The 14,163-nt window shown below is 69.9% G+C and carries 14 protein-coding genes and 1 tRNA gene; 5 read left to right on the top strand and 10 right to left on the bottom strand.

Features of this window, described 5'->3' with window-relative positions:
• Positions 1-13: 13 nt before the first annotated feature.
• The 3 genes from ACLBWJ_RS02275 to ACLBWJ_RS02285 form a co-directional block, all read right to left on the bottom strand.
• On the bottom strand, positions 14-964 hold the full coding sequence (locus ACLBWJ_RS02275; RefSeq protein ID WP_447659665.1) for a 1-phosphofructokinase family hexose kinase: 951 nt from the start codon (positions 962-964) through the stop codon (positions 14-16).
• Positions 961-1,737 (bottom strand): DeoR/GlpR family DNA-binding transcription regulator, encoded by a 777-nt coding sequence (locus ACLBWJ_RS02280; protein ID WP_447659666.1) that lies wholly within the window; start codon positions 1,735-1,737, stop codon positions 961-963. Before ACLBWJ_RS02280 ends, ACLBWJ_RS02275 begins: the two co-directional genes overlap by 4 nt.
• A gap of 144 nt (positions 1,738-1,881) precedes the next feature.
• The gene (locus ACLBWJ_RS02285) at positions 1,882-2,655 is read right to left on the bottom strand and encodes a hypothetical protein (RefSeq protein ID WP_447659667.1); all 774 of its coding nucleotides are present in this window, start codon (positions 2,653-2,655) and stop codon (positions 1,882-1,884) included.
• A 126-nt stretch (positions 2,656-2,781) separates the two neighbouring features.
• Here ACLBWJ_RS02285 and ACLBWJ_RS02290 point away from each other — a divergent pair, with 126 nt between their 5' ends.
• The 3 genes from ACLBWJ_RS02290 (at position 2,782) to ACLBWJ_RS02300 (ending at position 6,693) form a co-directional block, all read left to right on the top strand.
• On the top strand, positions 2,782-4,794 hold the full coding sequence (locus ACLBWJ_RS02290) for a DUF262 domain-containing protein (protein WP_323987610.1): 2,013 nt from the start codon (positions 2,782-2,784) through the stop codon (positions 4,792-4,794).
• Between the two features lie 211 nt (positions 4,795-5,005).
• A complete protein-coding gene (locus ACLBWJ_RS02295) occupies positions 5,006-6,487 on the top strand; it encodes an SDR family NAD(P)-dependent oxidoreductase (protein WP_447659669.1) in 1,482 nt (493 codons plus the stop codon).
• A complete protein-coding gene (locus tag ACLBWJ_RS02300) occupies positions 6,481-6,693 on the top strand; it encodes a putative acetyltransferase (protein ID WP_447659670.1) in 213 nt (70 codons plus the stop codon). The genes ACLBWJ_RS02295 and ACLBWJ_RS02300 overlap by 7 nt, the downstream gene beginning before the upstream one ends.
• Before the next feature lie 83 nt (positions 6,694-6,776).
• Here the strand turns inward: ACLBWJ_RS02300 and ACLBWJ_RS02305 are convergent, their stop codons facing one another.
• The 3 genes from ACLBWJ_RS02305 to ACLBWJ_RS02315 are packed head-to-tail and all read right to left on the bottom strand — an operon-like array spanning position 6,777 to position 8,684.
• A complete protein-coding gene (locus tag ACLBWJ_RS02305; protein ID WP_447659671.1) occupies positions 6,777-7,829 on the bottom strand; it encodes a 2,3-butanediol dehydrogenase in 1,053 nt (350 codons plus the stop codon).
• Positions 7,830-7,854: 25 nt separating this feature from the next.
• Positions 7,855-8,403 carry a TetR/AcrR family transcriptional regulator gene (locus ACLBWJ_RS02310; protein ID WP_447659672.1) on the bottom strand — a complete coding sequence of 183 codons (549 nt, stop codon included), beginning with the start codon at positions 8,401-8,403 and terminating at the stop codon, positions 7,855-7,857.
• 23 nt (positions 8,404-8,426) lie between these two features.
• Complete coding sequence (locus tag ACLBWJ_RS02315; protein WP_274177785.1) at positions 8,427-8,684, bottom strand: hypothetical protein; 258 nt, start codon at positions 8,682-8,684, stop codon at positions 8,427-8,429.
• 146 nt (positions 8,685-8,830) lie between these two features.
• On the opposite strand from ACLBWJ_RS02315, the gene ACLBWJ_RS02320 reads away from it, so the two are divergent.
• Positions 8,831-10,078, top strand: coding sequence for an MFS transporter (locus tag ACLBWJ_RS02320; protein ID WP_447659674.1), 1,248 nt, complete (start codon positions 8,831-8,833; stop codon positions 10,076-10,078).
• Between the two features lie 59 nt (positions 10,079-10,137).
• On the opposite strand, the gene ACLBWJ_RS02325 is transcribed toward ACLBWJ_RS02320, so the two are convergent.
• From ACLBWJ_RS02325 to ACLBWJ_RS02335, 3 genes are all read right to left on the bottom strand, one after another.
• A tRNA-Gln gene (locus ACLBWJ_RS02325) sits at positions 10,138-10,209 on the bottom strand.
• 83 nt (positions 10,210-10,292) lie between these two features.
• The gene (gltX, locus tag ACLBWJ_RS02330; protein ID WP_447659676.1) at positions 10,293-11,807 is read right to left on the bottom strand and encodes a glutamate--tRNA ligase; all 1,515 of its coding nucleotides are present in this window, start codon (positions 11,805-11,807) and stop codon (positions 10,293-10,295) included.
• 10 nt (positions 11,808-11,817) lie between these two features.
• Positions 11,818-12,774 carry a LysR family transcriptional regulator gene (locus ACLBWJ_RS02335; protein WP_274177782.1) on the bottom strand — a complete coding sequence of 319 codons (957 nt, stop codon included), beginning with the start codon at positions 12,772-12,774 and terminating at the stop codon, positions 11,818-11,820.
• A gap of 80 nt (positions 12,775-12,854) precedes the next feature.
• Here ACLBWJ_RS02335 and ACLBWJ_RS02340 point away from each other — a divergent pair, with 80 nt between their 5' ends.
• Positions 12,855-13,904 (top strand): aminotransferase class V-fold PLP-dependent enzyme, encoded by a 1,050-nt coding sequence (locus tag ACLBWJ_RS02340; protein WP_282502488.1) that lies wholly within the window; start codon positions 12,855-12,857, stop codon positions 13,902-13,904.
• 26 nt (positions 13,905-13,930) lie between these two features.
• On the opposite strand, the gene ACLBWJ_RS02345 is transcribed toward ACLBWJ_RS02340, so the two are convergent.
• Positions 13,931-14,107: a hypothetical protein gene (locus ACLBWJ_RS02345; protein WP_269266446.1), complete on the bottom strand. Its 177-nt coding sequence runs from the start codon at positions 14,105-14,107 to the stop codon at positions 13,931-13,933.
• Positions 14,108-14,163: the final 56 nt, after the last annotated feature.

A 14,163-nucleotide genomic window follows, 5' to 3' on the forward strand; every position in this document is an offset into this window, starting at 1 on the left:
CGGGTCGTTCGGATCAGTGATGGAGCGCGCGGACGGGGATGTCCGCGGCGGGGAGATCGGTCGGTGTCGGGGCTTGCGTTCCCTCGAGCGCCGCGGCCGCCGAGCCGTACCGGATGGCGGAGACGAGCGCGGCTGCCGGGTCCGCGCCGCGCGAGTCGGCGAGGAGGAAGCCCGCGAGCGAGCTGTCACCGGCACCGACCGTGCTGCGGACGCGGGTGGGGGGCGGAGTCGCTGCCCACGCGCCGCGGTCGGAGACGAAGACCGCACCGTCGCCACCGAGGGTGACCAGCGCCGCGCCGACCGCCGCGGGGACCAGCTCGCGAGACGCGAGGTGGACGGCGTCGGCGAGGGTGTCGGCCGCCGGCAGCGGCGCGCCCAAGAGATCGGCGAGCTCCTCGTCGTTGGGCTTGATGAGGTCGGGACGTCCGTCCGCGACGACGGCGCGCAGCGCGGCTCCCGACGTGTCGACAGCGATCCGTGGGGCTTCCTCCCCCAACCGGTCGCGAACCGCGCGGATGACGCGGACGTAGGCGTCATCCGGCAGGCCGGGCGCGAGCGAGCCGGCGAGCACGAGCCACTGGGCACCGCGCGCGCACTGCGCGACGACGTCGATCACGTCGTCGAGGTCGGCCGCGCTCAGAGCCACACCGGGGAGATTGATCTTCGTCGTCTCGCCGGTCGGGTCCGTGACCGCGATGTTCGCGCGAGTGCGGCCGTGCACCGCGACCGTGCGCACGTCGACATCCCCGTCCGCCAGCACCGCAGCGAACGGGTCGGCGGGGTCCAGGGGAAGCACGGCGAGACTGTCGACGCCCGACGCGTGCAGCACGCGCGCGACGTTGATGCCCTTGCCGCCGGCATCCTCGCGGACGGCGGACGCCGTCTGCACCTCGCCGACGCGCAACGACGCATCGATCGAGATGGTCCGGTCGAGCGACGGGTGCACCGTCAGGGTCACGATCATGCGATCCATACCTCCACGTCGGCCTCGCGCAGGGCGCGGGCGAGCTCCGAATCCGGCTCCCGGTCGGTCACGACGACGTCGAGGTCCGAGAGGTCGGCGAACGACACGAGCAGTTCGGCGTCGAACTTGTCGGCATCGACGAGGAGGATCACGCGCCGGGCTCCGGCGACGATGGCGCGCTTCACGGCGGCCTCGTCGGGGTCGGGCGTCGTGAGTCCGGCATCTCGGGCGATGCCGTTCGTGCCGAGGAAGGCGACGTCGGGCCGCAGCCGCGTGATGGCGCCGACGGTATCCGATCCGACGGCCGCCGCGGTGAGGCCCCGGACGCGTCCGCCGATCGCAGTCAGGCCGATACCGGCCGCTCCGGCGAGCGAGTGGGCGATCGTCATCGAATGGGTGACGACCTCGAGTCCGTTCGGCGCGCTGCGCTCCATCAGTGCCTCCGCGAAGGCGCCGGTGGTCGTGCCGGCATCCACGTAGATCGATCCGGTCCCGGCCGGGAGCGCTGTCAGAGCGCGCCGGGCGATCCGTTCCTTGGCCGCCGAGTGGCGCTGGGAGCGTTCGGCGACGGATGGCTCTGCGGTGCTGACGCGCTCCGCCGACACCGCGCCGCCGTGAACCCGGCGCAGAACGCCGGTCTCCTCCAGGGCCGCGAGGTCGCGCCGGACCGTCTCGGTCGTGACATCGAAACGCGAAGCGAGGTCGACGACGGCCACGCGACCGTGGGTGGCGAGCATTCGTTCGATGAGCTGCTGGCGCTCCATTGCGTACACGACATCCTCCTTCGGATGCCCACACGTTACAACGCATTCACACGCAAAGCAACAGAAAGCAACACGGTATTTGGTCCCACCGCGAAGGACGAAGAAGGGAGGCGCCGGCCGCAGCCGACACCTCCCTTCAGGCGAGTCCGAGGCTCAGGCCTCGCTCATCGCGATGACCTCCTGCTGACCGCGTGCTGCGAGCGCGGCGGCACGAGCGGCGATGCGGCGCTCCTGCTCGATCTGGCCGGCGTCGAGGGTCTCCTGGTCGACCGGGTAGCTCTCCACCTTGTTCACGCCGTTGTACTTGGCGATGTAGGCATCGAGCTCGGGGCCCGACTCCCACGAGGTGATGAGGCAGTAGCGCGGCTCGTCACCGTAGTGAGCTGCCGCGTGCCACAGGCGCTGGGTGTCGACGATGAGCTGCGCACCGGCGGGCAGCGCGATGCGGGTCTCCTCGCTGGGGTCGGTGCGGTTCTCACGGAGCACGAAGTAGCTCGTCTTGTCATCCGTCAGGTTGAAGAAGCCGCGAACGACCCAGCCCGTGCCGTCGGGGTTGAGGCGGTTGTTGTCGTCCTGGTGCAGGTTGTAAAGGCAGTCGGCGTACGTGTTCGGCTGCAGCTCGATGATGCGGCAGCGGCCGACGTTGGCGCCGGGCTCCTGCGCACGCGCGGTCAGCGTCGGAGCGACCGCGGTCTGCGAGTCGATCCACACGCCGTCCTTGTCGGTGCGCGGCGGCTTGTGGTTCCAGAAACCGTTGCACTCGATCTCGCCCTTGGCCGAGGCCAGCGGAGCGAAACGGGTGTCGCCGGAGGACTTCCAGTCGACGTACTCGACGTCGAGCCACTCCTTCGGATCGATCTCCTTGTTGTAGCGGTCGAGGACGACGTAGCCGGTCTCCTCGAGGGCAGCGGACTTGATGTAACCCATGACGGATCATGACCTTTCTGTCGGACAAGCGAAGTTTTTACAGGCCCGACTTAGGTCAGCCTACCTAGGGCTCCTGAACGCGCCGGTAGACTCGTCCGGGGTTTTCGAGGAGCGATTTCGGAGAACATGAGCACTGCCACGAATGTCGAAGCGACCGCCGTCAACACGATCGGCTGGCTCTCGGCATCCGAGACCACCATCGTCGTCCCGGTCTATCAGCGGCAGTACCGCTGGGACATCGGCGGCTGCGAGCAGCTGCTCGGCGACATCCGGTCGGTGTCGGCCTCCGATGACACTCATACCCACTTCATCGGATCGATCCTCTCCACCGCGAGCACCTCGTCCGACGACGACGCGCAGCTCGTGCTCATCGATGGTCAGCAGCGGATCACGACCCTGATGCTGCTCGTCGCGGCACTCCACCACACGCTGCGCGACGACGATCCCGACCTCGCGCGGGAGCTCGAGGCGGTGCTCGTCCGCGCCGACGACCCGACGCGCACCAAGCTCCGTCCCCACCGAGCCTGGGCCGACGTCTTCGAGAGCGTCGTCCTCGACCGGCGCTCCCCCGAAGACGAGCAGCGCGCCTCGCGCTTCGACGACAACTACGCGTTCTTCCGCAGCCAGATCCGGCCCGGCGAGGCCGCCGCGCTGTGGCGCGGCCTGCAGAAGCTCGAGCACGTCGCCATCACTCTGGGGGCGCAGGCCAACGCTCAGCAGATCTTCGAGAGCCTGAACTCCACGGGCGAGCCGCTGCGCGACCACGAGCTCATTCACAACTACGTGCTGATGGGGCTCACGCACGGCGAGCAGAACGAGATCGAGCAGGAGTACTGGCTCCCGATCGAGCAGAACACCGGCGACGCGATCGGGTCATTCTGGAACCACTACCTCGTCATGCTCACGGGGCGCGAGGTGCTCATCACCGGAGGACGCGGCGTCTACGACGTCTTCCGGCAGCAGTTCCCCCGGCTCGACATCGGCAGCCTGCGGGAGCACGCGACGAGCTGGCGGACGTTCTCGGAGATCTACCGCGAGCTCCTCGACCCGGCCACGAGCGACGACCCCGAGGTCGGCCGGCAGCTCGGCTACCTCGCGGTGCTGGGACGTCAGATGTTCCCGCTCGCGATGCGGCTCGTTCACGACCAGCGCGCCGGCATCCTGCCCCGCGACGAGCTGATCGCCCGTCTCGAAGACATCCAGTCGCTCCTGCTGCGCCGTGTCGTCGTCGGCATCGCGACGGAGCGGCTCGTCGCACGGCTGTGCCGTGCGTACGCCGAGGGGCCGGACGCGCTGACCCGCGCCATCGCGCGAATAACGCCCTCGGACGAGCGCGTGCGCGTCGGACTCAAGTACAGCGACCTCCCCCACCCGCGCTACGTTCTCGGCCGCCTCGCCGACGTGGATCCCGCAGACCTCCTCGACGTTTCGCCGGTCTTCCCTGCCGGTGCCGGCGACGACTGGTCGGGAGACGGCACGCGACGCTTCGCCGATTACAGCGAAGACGAGCAGAACAGCCACCGCGCCCTGGCGCACACGATCGGCAACCTCACGCTGCTCGAACAGGATCGCGCGGAGCGCGCGCTAGACGCGACCTTCCCGCAGCTGCGTCCTCTCCTCGCGGGCAGCTCGGTGCAGATGTCGCGCGACGTGGCCGAGCGCCCGAGCTGGGACACCGCAGCCATCGGGGCGCGTACCGAGGAGCTCGCGGCGCGCTTCGTCGAGGTCTGGCGCCGTCCCGCGCTGACAGGGATCGACGACGACAACCTCACGCCGATCCTGGATGCCAAGCTGCGACGGGGCTGGCCGCGCGGCTGGCAGCGCGAGTTCGACTACGTCGAGTTCCGCGGTGAGCACTGGGAGGTGCCTGACGTCCGGTACCTGTTCAACCGCGTCTTCAAGCGCCTCTGGGTGGACTCCCGTCAGAGCGTCGTCGACTTCAGTGCTCGTCGCGGCGGCCCGGTGTACCCGGCGATGGCATGGAACGGCCAGTGGGACGAGCTCGGTGAGGGCAGCTACCTCTACATGGGTTGGGACTCCCGTTACATGCTCACGGCGGTCCAGGGCGTTCTCGAAGAGGCCGGCTGGGCGTCGGAGGTCTTCCTGAAGTACTCGTACATCGGCGAGGCGATGCGCTGATCGCCTAGCAGAGTCGGAAGCGCGGCGTCAACGACCCCGACGCCCCGCCTGCGACCGCGTAGTTTCACTGTTGTACGTGAGCGGCTCGGTAGAGACGGTGTTCGGGTCACTTTCTCCCAGGGCTCACTGACGGCCCCGCCGTGAGATCTCATCTCCGGCGGGGTCGTCCCCTTCTCCGGAGTCGTTCAGACCGGGTGTCGTAGAATTCCGTGTGCTTCCCGACACGATCTCCCCCGCTTCCGTAGCGCCCAGCGGCATCGATCCGGCCGACCTCGCCGCGACGCTCCGCGTTCTGGAGCAGCTCGCCGATATCGACCACGCCCACCCGGACTACGTCACGGTGCGTCGCGCGACAGCGGCGATGTTCAAGGCGGCGAAGAAGGTGCGGCGCCGTGAGATCCGGGATGCCGTTGCCTCCGCCGACCGCGCCGTGGTGCACGCCACCGCGACCGGCGCCCCCGACCGCATCGACGACGAGACCCGCGGCATCCCGATCTCGTCGTCGACGACCGCTCCGATCGCCGGCACCCTCATCAAGGCGCGCGCCTGCTACATCTGCAAGCAGCCGTACACGATCGTGGACGCCTTCTACCACCAGCTGTGCCCGGACTGCGCCGCTCTCAGCCACGCGAAGCGCGACGCCCGCACCGATCTCACGGGACGCCGGGCGCTGCTCACCGGCGGGCGCGCCAAGATCGGGATGTACATCGCACTGCGGCTGCTGCGCGACGGCGCGCACACCACCATCACGACGCGTTTCCCCCGCGACGCGGTTCGCCGGTTCACGAGCCTGCCCGACTCGCCGGAGTGGATCGACCGGCTCAAGGTCGTCGGCATCGACCTGCGCGATCCCGCCCAGGTCGTCGGACTCGCGGATGACGTCGCCGCGGCCGGTCCGCTCGACATCCTCATCAACAACGCGACGCAGACAGTGCGGCGCTCCCCCGGCGCCTACCAGCCCCTCGTCGACGCCGAGCTCTCGCCGCTGCCGGACGGGCCGCTGCCCGAGCTGGTCACCTTCGGCCACACCAACGACATGCACCCCCAAGCTCTCGAGCGCTCGGTGAACGCTCACCCGATCCTCGCCGCCGCAGCCTCGCGCGCAGACGAGCTCACCGAGCAGGCGATGGCCGCGGGCTCGAGCTCGCTCGAACGCCTCGCCGCCGGCACCGCGATCGACGCCGGCGGGCTCATCCCCGACCTCGACAGTGTCAACTCGTGGACGCAACGCGTCGGCGACGTCGACCCGCTCGAAATGCTCGAGGTCCAGCTCGCCAACACCACCGCGCCCTTCCTGCTCGTCTCGAAACTGCGCGCCTCGCTGGCCGCGAGCCCGGCCCGCCGCACCTACGTGGTCAACGTCAGCGCGATGGAGGGCGTGTTCAACCGCGGCTACAAGGGCCCCGGCCACCCGCACACGAACATGGCCAAGGCCGCCGTGAACATGCTCACACGCACGAGCGCGCGGGAGATGTTCGAGACCGACGGCATCCTGATGACGAGCGTCGACACCGGATGGATCACCGACGAGCGTCCCCACCCGACCAAGGTCCGTTTGGCCGAGGAAGGCTTCCACGCCCCGCTCGACCTCGTCGACGGCGCCGCGCGCGTCTACGACCCGATCGTCCGTGGCGAGGCCGGCGAAGATCTGTTCGGAGTCTTCCTCAAGGACTACTCCACCGGCGCATGGTGAGGCTGCCCGCCCCCGGCAGCCGTGTCGTCGTGCGCTACCTGCTGCCGACGGGACAGGCGACGGATGCGCTCGGCGAGCTGCTGAGCGCGGACGACGAGCTGGTCGTGGTGGACGGCAAGCGCGGGGTCGAACGTATCCGTCGCGCGGACATCGTCGCGGCCAAACCCGTCCCGCCGCCGCCGGCGCCGAGGCCGCGCCGCACCTGACCTCCGCTCCTGCGCAGCAAGAACACGAAAGCCCGCGAACCGATGACTCGGACTCGCGGGCTTTCGCTTCGAGGCGTCAGGCGTCAGGCGTCGGAACGCACGAGGATCTTCGCCCCGGCCCCACCACGGAGCTTCTCGATGGCGCCGACGACACCGTCGATCGGGACCTCCTCGACCCATCCCGTCGTGTCGTAGACGCCGCGCGACATCGCGTCGATGACGGCGTCGAAGTCGGCCGGCAGGTACGCCAGCGCCCCGGCGATCTCGGTCTCGGCCATCACGAGCTGCGTCGGCGAGAACTCCATCGCGCGCTCGTGGATCGCCACGACGACGAGGCGGCCGCCGGGCACCAGGCTCGCGAGTCCCGACGTGATGGCGGGGCCGGCGCCTGCGGCGTCGAACGCGACGTCGGCACCGCGTCCGTCGGTCAGCTCGGCCACCGCGGCGGCGAGGTCGCCCGAGACAGGGTCGACGACCGAGGCCCCGAGCGCGGCGATCGTCTCGCGCCGCGACGCGCTCGGCTCCGAGACGAGCACCTTCTCGACACCGTGAGCCTTGAGAGCGAACCAGACGCCGATGCCGATGGGACCGGCACCCGCGACGATCGCGGTCTGCCCCGCCTTCACGAAGGAGCGCTCGACCGCGTGCCACGCGACGGCCATGGGCTCGACGAGGGCGCCCATCCGCAGATCGACGTTCTCGGGGAGCTTGTGGAGCATCGACGCCGGAACCGTCGTGTATTCCGCCATGCCGCCGCCGTGAGAGCTGAGGCCGTGGAAGCCGATCTTCTGGCAGGCGTTGAACATGCCCTTCTGGCACGCGGGGCACTCGCCGCAGTAGTAAACGGGCCAGACCGCGGCGCGGTCGCCGACCGAGACCCCCTCGACGCCCTCGCCGACCTCGACGACGGTCCCCGCGAACTCGTGACCGAGGATCTGCGGAAGCTGCGCGCCCGTCACGGGGTGCGGCTCGTCGAGTGTGAGGCCCGCGGCCTCCGGAGCGTAGTAGACGTGCAGATCCGACCCGCAGATACCCGCGAAAGCGTTCTTCAGCTTCACCTGGCCCGCGTTCACCGTCGGTTCGTCGACGTTCTCCACACGGAGGTCTTCCTTCGCGTGGAACACTGCTGCCTTCATCGTGATCTCCTCTCGTTCGGCCGCGTTACCGCAGCCACCATTCCGGTGATGCGGCGAGGATCGCCCTCGTCGCCCACGCCACGTCGTCCGCGCCGGAGCGCAGCCAGACCTCGATCGCCGCGACCGTCCCGCCCGCCGCGTACGCGACGGCGATCTCTCGCGTCGGCTGGTCGTCGATCGCGGGCGGCTCGATCTCGGGATGCCGCGCAAGCCATTCCTCGAGGCCGCCGGCGACGACCCGCTCGAGCACGCCACGAATAGGTGCGGCGAGCGAAGGATGCAGCGCCCCGCGGTACACGTCGGCTCGTTCCTTGACGTGCGTGAGCAGCAGGGTCTCGGCGCTCGAAAGCGAGTCGAGCTCGCCGACGTCGGAGAGCACCTCCGCCAGCTCGACGCTCAGCGCGTCGGCGACGAGCGCGACGGGCGAATCCGCGTGACGGTAGAACGTATCGCGTGTCACGCCGGCCGTGCGGCAGATCTCGGAGACCGACAGATCCGCAAGCGGACGAACAGCGGCCAGATCGAGCGCGGCCCGGCGCAGTGCCTCTCGGCTGCGCATCGACCGCGGGTCCATGTGATCAGCCTATCCGACACCTGTCAGACAGTGGGCGGCTCGCTGCGTGATCCCGGCTCGCCGTCGGCGTCGGCGTCGGCTTTTTCAGCCTCCGTCGCGGTCGGAACCGCCAGCGGAATCGAGATCGACGCGATACCGCCCCCGCCGAGCAGGTCGCCTGCAGGGTCGGCGGCCGGCGGCTCGTCGGGCAGCAGCTCGGCGTTCGACTTCCGACGAACGGGCTCGGAGGGCAGACCCGCCCATTCGCTCGGTTCCTCGGGTCGCTGCGTGAAGAGTCCCATACGCCCATTGTCACTCGGCGGCACGCCGTTCGCGGCCGCACGGCCGTCGTCTTGCGATGATCGTCTGGGTGCTTTGCACGACCCGCCCCTCCGCTGCACCCGACGGCGCCCTCGGACGGCATATTCGAAGCTCAAGAGAAACCAACGTGCAGATTCCCTCTCCCCCTGCCGCAGCACCGCGTTCCGCACCCACCCCGGCGCTGCTCACGACGCAGTTCCTGTTCAACACGGGCTTCTACGCCGTCGTGCCCTTCCTCGCGCTCGTCCTCACCGAGGACTTCGGCGTCGCGGCCACCACAGTCGGACTGATACTCGGGGTCCGCACGTTCGCCCAGCAGGGCATGTTCCTCGTCGGCGGGGTGCTCGCCGACAGAATCGGCGCGCGCCGCGTCATTCTCCTCGGCTGCGCCGTTCGCGTGGCCGGGTTCACGACGCTCGCGGCATCCCTACTGCTGGCACCGCCCCAGCTCGCTCTCTTCGTCGCCGGGACCGTCCTCACGGGCCTCGGCGGAGCGTTGTTCTCACCGGGGCTCAACGTGCTCCTCGCGGACGCCGAGGGCCGGCGACCGGCCGCGGGAACCGGACCACGTGCCTCGCTTTTCGCCTGGCTCAGCATCACCGGCGAGCTGGGAGCTGTGACCGGCCCCGTCATCGGTGCCGCTCTCCTCGGCTGGGGCTTCGAAACGGTCGCCCTCTGCGGGGCCGGCTTCTTCGTTCTGATCGGACTGTTCCTCGCATTCTCGCTGCCCGCCGCGAGCCGCGAACACACGTCGAAGGTCGCGGCGGGCCCGACGAGACGCTGGTGGTCGTTGCGTGACCGGCGCTTCGTCGGCTTCTCGGCCGCTCACGCCGCCGATCTGCTGGCGTACAACCAGCTCTACCTCGCGTTGCCGTTGCAGCTCGCCACCACGGACCACCCGGCCACCGCGACCGCCGGGATGTTCGCGTGGGTGTCGGTCCTGACGCTGACGCTGCAAATCCCCGTCGCCCGCTGGTCGGCGCGCGTCGGCGCGCCGGTCGCCCTTCGCACCGGCTACCTGCTGTCCGCCGCCGGCTTCGCCGTCGTCGCGGTCGGCGCGCTGACGCCGGTGGCGGATGCCGCACGCGTCACGATCGTCGTCGTCGCGGCATCCCTCGTCGTGGCGGGCCACATGACGACCAACCCGACAGCCCTGTCGCTGGCGCCCCGCTTCGCGGAGGATCGTCCGACAGGGTCGTTCTTCGGCCTGCTCGCCACCTGCGGGGGCATCGCGGTGCTCATCGGCAACCTCATCGTCGGCGTCCTGCTCGCGATGCCCGGGACATCGGCTGCCGCCTGGCTCTTCTTGGCCGCACCGCTGATCGTGGCGGCGGTCGTGGCACCGCGGCTGGCACCGTCTGCCCGGCCTCGCTGACCGCGGCCACGTCGCACACGAAACGGAAAAGCCCCGCCGAAGCGGGGCCTTTCTCGAAGCTGGGGTACCTGGACTCGAACCAAGAACAACTGAACCAGAATCAGCCGTGTTGCCAATTACACCATACCCCATGGTCGGTTTGACCTCAGTCGCACCGAGGATCAACTATACCCGACGGATGCGGTGGGGCCTAACCGAGCGCCGCCCGGGCGCGTCAGCCGACGCGCTGGACGAGCGCGTCGAGCCGGCGGATGGTCTCGGCCTTGCCGAGCAGCTCCATCGACTCGAACAGCGGCGGCGACACGCGACGTCCGCTGAGCGCGACGCGCAGCGGGCCGTAGGCGACACGCGGCTTGAGCCCGAGCCCCTCGATGAGGGCGGGCGCGAGGGCATCCTGCACCGCGGCTGCGGTGAAGCCCTGCTCGGGAACGAGCTCGAGGGCGCCGACCGACGCGACGAGCACCTCCCCCGCGTTCGCCGGAAGACCCGAGAGAGCATCGTCGTCGTAGGCGACCTCGGAGCGGAACAGGAAGCCGAGCAGACCCGGTGCATCGCCGAGCAGCTGCATCCGCTCCTGGACGAGGGGCGCCGCGGCCTCGAGGATCTCGCGCTGCGCCGCCGTGGGAGGGTTCTCGATCAGCCCGGCGCCGGCGAGGTAGGGCACGAGGCGCTCGGCGAAGTCGTCGGGCGCGAGCATCCGCACGTGGTCGCCGTTGATCGACTCGGCCTTCTTCTGGTCGAAGCGGGCCGGGTTCGGGTTCACGTCGGCGATGTCGAACGCGGCGATCAGCTCGTCGCGCGTGAAGACGTCGCGATCGGGCGCGATCGACCAGCCGAGGAGCGACAGGTAGTTCAGTAGCCCCTCGTGAATGAAGCCCTTCTCGCGCTGCAGGAAGAGATCGGCCTTCGGGTCGCGCTTCGACAGCTTCTTGTTGCCGGTCTCGCCGAGGACGAGCGGCATGTGACCGAACCGCGGGACGAAATCGGTGACCCCGGCCTCGATGAGCGCCGCGTACAGCGCGAGCTGACGCGCCGTCGACGGCATGAGGTCCTCGCCGCGCAGAACGTGGGTGATGCCCATGAGCGCGTCGTCGACGGGATTCACGAACGTGTAGAGCGGAACGCCGCCGGCGCGAACGATGACGAAGTCGGGGAACGACCCGGCGGGGAAGGTCACCTCGCCGCGGATGAGATCGACGAAGGTGAGGTCGTGGTCGGGCACGCGCAGGCGCCATGCGGGCTCGCGACCCTCGGCACGGAAGGCGGCCTTCTGCTCGCCGGTGAGGTCACGGTCGAAGTTGTCGTAACCGAGCTGCTTCGCGCGGCCGTTCGCCTCGTTGCGGGCGTCGATCTCCTCGGCGGTCGAGTACGACTCGTAGACGACCCCGGCGGAGATGAGCTTGTCGAGCACCTCGCGGTAGATCTCGTGGCGCTGCGACTGGCGGTACGGCGCGTGAGGGCCGCCCTTCTCGACGCCCTCATCCCAGTCGATCTCGAGCCACCGCAGCGCTTCGAGCAGCTGCTGATAGCTCTCCTCGCTGTCGCGCGCGGCGTCGGTGTCTTCGATGCGGAAGACCATCTTGCCGCCGTTGTGGCGCGCGTAGGCCCAGTTGAACAGGGCCGTGCGGATGAGGCCGACGTGCGGCAGACCGGTCGGCGACGGGCAGAACCGCACGCGGACATCGGTTCCGGCGGCGGTCGTGGTGGCGGGGTGCGGTGCGGTGGACATCCCCTCCAGCTTAGTTCTCGTGAGCGTCGCCGCCGGTGAGCTCCGCGACGACGGCCCGCAGGTGGCCGAGGACCGATGCCACCGCGGGAACCCGGCCCGCTCCGCCCGCGGAGACCGCGTGGATGGCGCGGCGTTCGCTCGCGGGAAGCGGTCGCGTCACCACACCGGGGAGGAGAGGGAATGACGCGACCGCGAGCCCGGGAAGAGTGGCGACACCGATTCCCTGGGCCACGAGCTGCTCGACCGCGACGAAATTGTCGGTCTCGAAGCGGATCGCGGGCTCGAACCCGGCTCGGCCGCACACCTCGAGCAGATGACCACGGCAGCGGGGGCATCCGGCGATCCAGGCCTCGTGCGCAAGTGGCGCGATCTCGATGGCCCCCGACCCGCGGGCGGCCGGGTGGTCGGCCGGCAGCACCGCCAGCAGGTCGTCGTACCCGATGGCCTCGGTGTCGAGTCCTCGGACGTTCTCACCGTGCGGGTCGCTCCGATCACCCGGGTAACCGAACGTCAGAGCGATGTCGGCCCGGTCTGCGCGCACATCGGCGATCGCCTCGGGCGGCTCCGCCTCGACGTATGTCAGGGTCAGCCCCGGCTCCGCCAGGGCGAGCCGGTCCATCAGCCGCGGCAGCACCGTCGGCGAAGCGGAGGGGAAGCCGACCATGCGCACGGTCCCCGACCGCAATCCGGCGAGCTCGGCCAGTTCACCGGAGGCCGCCTCGATGACCGTCGCGACCGCCGCCGCGTGCCGGGCGATCACGCGGCCTGCTTCGGTGAGCCGCATCCGTCGCCCGACCCGCTCGACGACCGGCACGCCGAGGCGCTGTTCCAGCCGCTTGATCTGCTGGCTCACGGCCGGCTGACTGTAGCCCAGGGCCGTCGCTGCCGCCGTGATGGAGCCACCGTCGGCGACGGCGCGCACGACGCGCAACTCGGTGACGTCGAGACGATAGTCCGGGGTATCCATCCGGATAGATAACTAGGCGTGATGCTTTGTATGCAAATCCTGCCGTAGACCAATAGATCACGATCGCGCAGCCTGGATGCATGCAGACGACGACTCTCACGCCGGAGGAGCTTCACGCCGCGTTCCCGGGGGCTCAGGGCTATCTCGCCGCCTGCAGCACGGGCCTGCCGACGGTCGCGACGCGGGCGGCGGTCGTCGCCGACCTCGATGCCCGGCCCGATCTCGTTCATTACGCGGACGTGGCCGAGCGCTGCCGCGGCCACTTCGCCCGATTGGTGTCGACCGACCCCGAGCACGTGGCCATCGGGTCGCAGACGTCGGTCCTGGTCGGCATGATCGCGGCTTCGCTCCCCGATGGCGCAACCGTGCTGTGCCCCGAGGGCGAGTTCTCCTCGCTCGTTCTCCCGTTCGCGCACGCCGGGCGCGGCATCCGAGTCCGCGCCGTCCCGCTCGCCGACCTCGCCGACGCGATCACTCCGGATGTCGACCTGGTCGCATTCTCGATCGTGCAGTCGGCCACGGGAGAGGTCGCCGACGCGGCCGCGATCGCCGAGGCCGCGCAGCGGACCCGAGCCCGCACCCTCTGCGACGCGACGCAGGCGGCGGGCTGGCTCCCCCTCGACGCCGGGCAGTTCGACGCCCTCGTCTGCCACACGTACAAGTGGCTGTGCGCGCCTCGCGGCGTGGCTTTCCTCGTGCTCGCCGACGACTTCGCAGCGACGCTCACACCCCTCCACGCCGGATGGTACGCCGGCGAGGACCCGTGGGCCGCGTGCTACGGCGTCGACGCGTCACTCGCGCGCTCGGCGCGGCGCTTCGATGTGTCGCCAGCGTGGCAGGCGATGGTGGGCGCCGAACCAGCACTGGCGATGTTCGCGGATGCCGACCCTGCGGCCCTGCACGCGCGGGTGACCGGTCTCGCCTCAGCCTTTCGCGAGCGGCTCGGACTTCCCGAGCCTCTGCGGGCGACCCCGATCGTCACGTGGCCCGACCCCGCCGGTACGGATCTCGCACGGCTGACGTCCGCCGGGGTGGCGGCATCCGGCCGTCGCGGCAATGCGCGCATCGCGTTCCACGTCTTCAACGACGAGGCCGACGTCGAGCTGGCCGCGACCGCCCTCCTCGGCTGATCAGCGGAGCACGGCGGTGGGCGGCGTCACGCTGTCAGTGCCCACCCGGTCGACGCGAGCGCATCGGCGATGTGGGAATCACCCGCGAAGTCGATGCCATCGGTGAAGAAGCTGATGATCACCAGCGCGAACATCAGCGCGATCGAGAGGAAGAGGATCGCGCTCGAGACGAGGGCGATGATCAACTGTGCGCGGTGGCTCATGACTCCACGGTGCCAGCCTTCCGCCCCGGAGCAAAATGCTTGCCGCTGAGCGGCCC

The sequence above is a fragment of the Microbacterium sp. M4A5_1d genome, from assembly GCF_053345465.1.